Raw genomic sequence first — 6676 nt, 5'->3', positions numbered from 1 at the left:
GAGTACGAGCAGGCCATCGCAAAGTACCAGGAGGACGCGTCGCGCTTCGGCCTGACCGGCATCACGAACCTCTCCGCCGTGGACGCGCGCTTCTTCTCCGAACTGGAAAAGGCCGGCGAGCTCAACCTGCGCATGAGGATCCTGCCCACCATCATCCCCGGCACCGATCCGAGCGAAGCGGTCAAAACAGTCAAGGGACTGGCACGCTACGACAGCGAGATGATATCCACCGGCACCGCGAAGATGTTCTCCGACGGCGTCACCGAAGGCGGCAGCGCCGTCATGCTGGAACCGTACAACGAAGCCGCCGGCAAGGGGTCGGACTGGTACGGCGAATCCGAATGGGATCAGCAGGAGTTCGACGCCATGGTGGCCGCCCTCGACAAGGCGGGCGTGCAGGTGCACGTCCACGCCATCGGCGACGGTGCCGTCCGCAACACGCTGAACGCCTTCGAGAACGCGATCAAGGAGAACGGCGAGCGCGCCGACCGCCGCTACACCATGACCCATGTGTGCGCCGTAGCCGACGAGGACATCAAGAGGATCGCCGACCTCGAGGTCATCAGCGCGCTGCAGTTCCTGTGGATGTACCGCGACCCGCTGTGCGAGCTCGAGATCGCCTACATCGGAGAAGAGCGCGCGATGGCCATGTACCCGGTCAAGAACATGCTGGAAGCCGGCTGCATCGTGAGCGGTGCCAGCGACGGCCCGGTCACCCCGTTCGCGCCCCTGGAGGAGATCGAGGTCGCCGTCACGCGCAACAGCCCCTATCCCGGCGAAGAGGACACCGATATGCATCGCTGGCCCGAGCAGGCCATCACGCCGTACCAGGCCCTGGAAGCCTACACGAAGAACGTCGCGTTCGAGAACTTCATGGAGGACCTCGTGGGAACCATCGAGGTCGGGAAGAAGGCCGACCTCGCGGTGCTCGACCAGAACATCCTGACCTGCGACCCGAAGAAGATCTCCGACAGCACCGTGCGCTACACGATCTCCGACGGCCGCATCGTGCACGAGGGCTAGCCCCACGACACCGACGGCAAGAGCGGTACCAGCAATCGGACGGCGAACGGCAATCGCGGCGCGCATCCGCCGTTCGCCGTCCTCGAAAGCGGGACACGGACGAAGAACTTCATTATACTGGGAGGAGTTTCGCTAAAACCGCATCCCGAGGAGATCCTATGCCACGCGAGACCATGACCGCCAAACGCCAGCGCGCCCTTGCGGTGGCGGAGCGCATGAACGAGCATTACCCCGCCGCCGAGTGCGCGCTGCACTACTGGGGCGATCCGTTCCGCTTGACCATCGCCGTACTGCTGAGCGCCCAAACCACCGACAAAGGCGTGAACAAGGTCACGCCCGCGCTGTGGGAGCGCTACCCCACGCCCGCGGACCTCGCAGCGGCCGATGTCCGCGACGTTGAAGGCATCATCCGCACCATCGGCTTCTTCCATACGAAGGCGGCGAACGTCATCAAGTGCGCTCAGATGGTAGTGGCCGACTACGGCGGCGAGATCCCGCGCGACATAGACGAGCTGCAGAAGCTGCCGGGCGTGGGGCGCAAGACGGCGAACGTCGTGCTCAACGAGGCGTTCGGCATCGTGGAGGGCATCGCGGTGGACACGCACGTGTTCCGCATCGCGCATCGGTTGAAGTTCGCCGGCCCCTCGGCCGACACGCCAGCGAAGACCGAGGCCGCCCTGCTCAAGCTGTACCCGCGCGAATACTGGGGTCCCATCAACCATCAATGGGTGCTGTTCGGCCGCGAAACGTGCATCGCCCGCAACCCGAAGTGCGCGACGTGCTTCCTGTGCGACCTCTGCCCCAGCTGCGGAAAGGCGTAAGAAGAAAAAACTTGGATTAGAGTTCGCTCCAAGAAGCAGTACGGAAGCGTGCTGCATGCGAACGCGAAGGACTATCGCGAGAGGGGTTTGTATGCGCTACCGCGAACTGGGCAGGACGGGGCTCGAAATCAGCGAGATCGGCTTCGGAGCTGAATGGATGGAGAAGAAATCGGCCGCCGAGGTGCGCGCCGTGGTCGAGCGCTGCGAGGAAGCGGGCATCAACATCCTCGACTGCTGGATGGCGGGACCCGAGGTGCGCAGCAACCTCGGAGCTGCGCTGGCCGGCACGCGCGACCGCTGGATCATCCAGGGCCACATCGGCTCCACCTGGCAAGACGGCCAGTACGTGCGCACGCGCGACATGGATCTCGTGCGTCCCGCGTTCGAGGACCTGCTCGCGCGCCTCGGCACCGACCACGTGGAGCTGGGCATGATCCACTACGTCGACGACGTCGACGAGTACGAGGGCATCATGGCCGGGGAGTTCATCGAATACGTGCGCGCGCTCAAAGCCGCCGGCGTCATCGGGCATATCGGGCTGTCCACCCACGCGCCCGAGGTGGCGAAGAGAGCCGCGCTGTCCGGCGAGATCGAGGCCGTCATGTTCAGCGTGAACCCCGCCTTCGACCTCCTGCCGGCCACGGCCAGCCTCGACGACGCGTTCACCTTCGCCTACGACGACGCGCTCGAGGGCATGGATCCCGCCCGCGCCGAGCTGTACGCGCTGTGCGAACGCGAGGGCGTGGGGCTCACGGTGATGAAGGGGTATGCCGGCGGACGCCTGTTCAGCACCGAGGCGTCTCCGTTCGGCGTGGCGATGACGCCCGTGCAGTGCATCCATTACGCGCTCACCCGCCCCGCTGCGGCCAGCATCCTGGCAGGCTTCGACGAGCCGGCGCACGTCGACGATGCCGTGGCCTACGAAACGGCGGCCGAAGCGCAGAAGGACTACGCGAGCGTGCTGGCGGGAGCGCCGAAGCACGCCTACTTCGGCCAGTGCACCTACTGCGGCCACTGCGCGCCCTGCACGGCCGGAATCGATATCGCCGCCGTCAACAAGTTCTACGACCTGGCTGTCATGCAGGACGAGATGCCCGCCTCGATCCGCGAGCACTACCGAGCACTTAACGCGACCGCCGACGATTGCACGGCCTGCGCCGCCTGCGAGCCGCGCTGCCCCTTCGGCGTGCCGATAGCCGAGCGCATGGAGAAGGCGGCCGCGCTGTTCGCATAACGCGTCGGCGCTGCCGCGCTGCCGCAGAGGCCGCGGCCCGCGGGAGCGCGCTGCCGCCCGAAGCGGACGCTTTCTCCGCAGAATCGGCCGTTCCGAGCGGCAGCGCGTCAGCCGCTACCCGTAGCTGGTCGGAGCCGGGCTCCCGTTCCCACGAGCGCCGCTTCGGCGTTTGTGCGCAAATCGCACCCCATGACAAATTCCGAGCGCGCTTCCGCCTGGGGGATTGCGTGATCGCCTCCATAAGCCCAGATGGCGGAAAACCCTGCGGTTCCGACGACACGAATTCGGACGGCCAAATTGGCATGGGAGGCATGTTGCGTCCAAACCGGGCATTCCTTCGCAACCAAGACGAGCGTGTCGGCTCGTCGAGCTCCGTCACGAACGGCGGTCGATCGCACCGAAGGAGCACGTCTCCCGGCACAGCCCGCAGCGCAGGCAATGCTCCTGGACGATGGCATACGGCGGCCCCTCCTCGATGCAGGCTTCGGGACACGCGTCGGCGCAAGCGCCGCATTCCTGGCAGCGGTCCGTGATGACGAACCCTTCGACGGCTGCGCGCAGCGATCCCAAGGCGAACGGCACGCGCACGATGGGCTTGCCGCTGAGATCGAAGTACTCGCCTTGCGCATCCTGCAGGTAGAACGGTTCCAGCACGTAGCGGGAATCGCCCGGGTACAGCTCGCGCATGGAGGGGTTCAGCTCGAAGATGCGGTCGATCAGGCGATGCCGTTCGGCCTCGTCGTCGGGACGCTCCACCGCCCCGCGCAGCCGGCAGGTGCGGAAATCCTGCGACTGCCCCACGATGGCCACGTAGCGCGTGCGCATGATGTCGGCGCAGAACGCCTTGCCGCGGGCGGCCACGAAGTACAGACGCCCGTCCTCCACCATCATCACGTCGATGACGCGCACCGCGGGCAGGCCCTCCTCGTCCACCGTGGCGAACGCCGCATCGCGCACCTCGCGCAGAAACAGCAGGCAGTACGCCGCATCGATGTCCTCGAGCTCAAGCGCCTCGTCCATGTCCGTCCTCCTTTTTCAAAGCGTGTTCGAAATTGTCGCGCACGGTGCCCAGGACCCTGCGCGCCGTTTCCATATCCGTAGGGTCGATGCCGAGCCCCTGCACCACGCTCAGCTCCTTCGACACCGCTTCGAACTCCCCGCGCAGCCCACGACCCCGCTCGGTCAGCGACACGATGGTGGCGCGACGATCCTCCACGCCTTTCTCGGTGCGTACGTATCCAGCGGCGGCGAGCTTCTTCACGAGCGCCGTCACCGTGGACGGATCGCGCCCGATGGCGCGCGCCAGCTCCTGCATGGGTTGCTCGCCGCAGGCGAACAACTGCATGAGGATGTCGCCGTGCGACGGCGCAATGCCGTCGAGGCCGCGTTCCTTCAGCTTGATCGCAATGAAGCGGTTCGCCTGTGCGAGCGTTCTCGACAGCTGGTTCACCAGATCGTCCATCCGCACCCCTTTCCTTCCGTCGATGCGAGCATTATACTTGGATATCAAAGTATTTCGCAAGGAAGGAGCCGAACCGTGGCCTGCGATCCCGCCGAGCTGCCCGCCTGCCCCGTCGAAACCACCGCCCAGCTCATCGGCAGCAAATGGCGGCTGCTCATCATGCGCGATCTACTGGACGGCACGAAGCGCTTCGGCGAGCTGAAGCGCTCGCTCGGCTCCATCTCGCAGAAGGTGCTTACCAGCAACCTGCGCGAGATGGAGGAGCGCGGCCTGGTCGAGCGCCGGGTCTACCCCGAAGTGCCGCCCCGCGTGGAGTACTCTCTCACGGAGGCGGGCGCCAGCCTGCGACCCGTCATCGACGCCATGCGGACATGGGGCGTCGATTACCAGCAACGCGCAGCGCAGACGCGAAAATAGCCTAGGCGAAGAAGAACCCGCTCGTCATCTCGAGGTAGTTGTCGCCCGCGTACCCCGGATTGCGCTTGCGAACGGCTTCCTTGAACTCCTCGGCCGATGCGCATACCGCCGCGACGTCCTTGAGTTCGCGCAGATAGTCGATCTTCGCCTGCACGTCCTTGAGGTCCTCGGGCGTGTAATGCGAGGTCAGGACAAGGTCGAATCCTCGATCGAGGTAACCTTCCAGCTGGGCGATCAGCGCGTCTGCATGTCCTGCGCCCGCCACGATGGAGTGGCAGTCGTGCCCCAGCATGTGCGTGTACGCGACGTTGAGGTCGGGCAGCTCGAGGTCGAAAGCCTCCGCGTTGCGTACGATGCGCAGGTGCACGCCCGCAAGCTCGAACTCGTCACTTTCGATGACGTTCGTCACCGTGGCGATGGAAGCGTCGAACGCTTCGCCGAAAGCTTCGGCGAAGCCGTCGATGAGCGCCCGGCCGCCGCCGACATGACCGTACGCGTCAGCCTCCTTCGTAGCGTATACCGGCGTGCCGCCCAGGAAACTAGCCCCAGCCATGTGGTAGGCGGCCACGATGCCTTCGATTGCGATGCCGAGCCGCGCTACGTACTCCTCAAGCGCGCGTATGCTGTCGAAAAAGCACGGGTACTCGATGACGAAGCCCCGTCCATCCTTCTCGACCACGAACACCTCGTCGTCGATCGGGTCGCCCGTGCGGTACGCGTGCAGCTTCACGTTTCCGAAATCGTACACGTCCACCAACCCGGTCTCTAGCTCCACCTGCGTGCATGCGGTTTTCTCCACGTCTTGCTCCTTTGCTTCGCGCGACTTTCCTGCCGCTTCCGTTTCAAACAAGAAGAACGATACCCGTAGCGCAGCACAACCGAAAGTAGGCACAATATCGTGCCCTAGGCACCTCGCGGTAACGAAGAGCTTCGCCGCTCGCCGAGGCGGGATGCGCGCACGCTTCCCGCGAAGTGGTACAATGAAAGCGCTGATTCTGCGACGTCACCGCGACGCGACTGAACCGCGCCTACCGTTCCCACCCATCATCGGAGGTTGCCATGTACGCATGCGGAGATACGGTCGTCTACCGTCATCATGTCTGCGAAGTTGCCGCCCTGCGCGAGAACTACTTCGAAGGCAAGGACTACCTCGAGCTGCGCGCGCTGTTCGAGAACTCGCTCAAGCTGTTCGTTGCCGTGGACGAGGCCACGCCCGACAACCTGCGCCCGGTCATGTCGAAACGCAAGGCGCTCGCCCTGATAGACTCCATCGTGGACGCCGACACCATCGACGAGAACGCCCTCAAGCCCGACGCGCCCACGCCCACCCTGCTGGAGCGCCGCATGAAGGAAGAATACGACAAGCGCCTCAGGACGTTCGCGCCCGAGGATCTGATTCCCATCATGAAGTCCGTCCACGAGCGCAGCGTGCGGCGCGTCGATTCGGGCCGCCGCATCACCGCCACGGACAAGAAGTACTTCGACCTGGCGGAAGGCCTGCTGTGCGACGAGCTTGCGGTGTCGCTGGCCGTCCCGCGCGAGAACGTGAAGGACGTGCTCGTCGAACGCGTGAAGCAAGCCGAGGCGCTCCGGCGTTGACGGGCTGCCAGAGGCCCCCGCTACGCCGGGAGACGCGACTCTACGGAGCGTTCATTGCGCCGGCCGCGGCGCGCGCGTATCGTGAACGCCGTCCGAAAAACCAGGGAGGAACGCCATGGA

Annotated in this window: 8 protein-coding genes; 5 read left to right on the top strand and 3 right to left on the bottom strand. The window is 65.2% G+C overall.

Features of this window, described 5'->3' with window-relative positions; all coding sequences use genetic code 11:
- The 3 genes from ACMO6A_RS01580 to ACMO6A_RS01570 form a co-directional block, all read left to right on the top strand.
- Window positions 1-1023 (top strand): amidohydrolase (locus tag ACMO6A_RS01580; protein ID WP_418470685.1); only part of this gene is annotated, 1023 nt, incomplete at its 5' end.
- A gap of 158 nt (window positions 1024-1181) precedes the next feature.
- On the top strand, window positions 1182-1844 hold the full coding sequence (nth, locus tag ACMO6A_RS01575; protein WP_009304585.1) for an endonuclease III: 663 nt from the start codon (window positions 1182-1184) through the stop codon (window positions 1842-1844).
- A gap of 91 nt (window positions 1845-1935) precedes the next feature.
- A complete protein-coding gene (locus tag ACMO6A_RS01570) occupies window positions 1936-3078 on the top strand; it encodes an aldo/keto reductase (RefSeq protein ID WP_418470684.1) in 1143 nt (380 codons plus the stop codon).
- Between the two features lie 375 nt (window positions 3079-3453).
- On the opposite strand, the gene ACMO6A_RS01565 is transcribed toward ACMO6A_RS01570, so the two are convergent.
- Window positions 3454-4098, bottom strand: coding sequence for a 4Fe-4S binding protein (locus ACMO6A_RS01565; protein WP_009608355.1), 645 nt, complete (start codon window positions 4096-4098; stop codon window positions 3454-3456).
- The gene (locus ACMO6A_RS01560; protein WP_009608305.1) at window positions 4082-4540 is read right to left on the bottom strand and encodes a MarR family winged helix-turn-helix transcriptional regulator; all 459 of its coding nucleotides are present in this window, start codon (window positions 4538-4540) and stop codon (window positions 4082-4084) included. The genes ACMO6A_RS01565 and ACMO6A_RS01560 overlap by 17 nt, the downstream gene beginning before the upstream one ends.
- A gap of 75 nt (window positions 4541-4615) precedes the next feature.
- On the opposite strand from ACMO6A_RS01560, the gene ACMO6A_RS01555 reads away from it, so the two are divergent.
- Entirely contained in the window at window positions 4616-4957 is a 342-nt protein-coding gene (locus tag ACMO6A_RS01555; protein WP_009608388.1) for a winged helix-turn-helix transcriptional regulator, read from the top strand.
- A gap of 1 nt (window position 4958) precedes the next feature.
- Here ACMO6A_RS01555 and ACMO6A_RS01550 read toward each other — a convergent pair whose 3' ends face one another.
- Window positions 4959-5756, bottom strand: coding sequence for a hypothetical protein (locus ACMO6A_RS01550; protein ID WP_009608335.1), 798 nt, complete (start codon window positions 5754-5756; stop codon window positions 4959-4961).
- A 260-nt stretch (window positions 5757-6016) separates the two neighbouring features.
- On the opposite strand from ACMO6A_RS01550, the gene ACMO6A_RS01545 reads away from it, so the two are divergent.
- The gene (locus tag ACMO6A_RS01545) at window positions 6017-6556 is read left to right on the top strand and encodes a CarD family transcriptional regulator (RefSeq protein WP_009608338.1); all 540 of its coding nucleotides are present in this window, start codon (window positions 6017-6019) and stop codon (window positions 6554-6556) included.
- The last annotated feature ends 120 nt before the right edge of the window (window positions 6557-6676 follow it).

It is taken from the genome of Eggerthella sp. (assembly GCF_048329335.1).
Lineage (GTDB): Bacteria > Actinomycetota > Coriobacteriia > Coriobacteriales > Eggerthellaceae > Eggerthella > Eggerthella lenta.
Note: the sequence above shows the minus strand (reverse complement) of the source record. Positions and strands in the feature narration are given on the sequence as shown.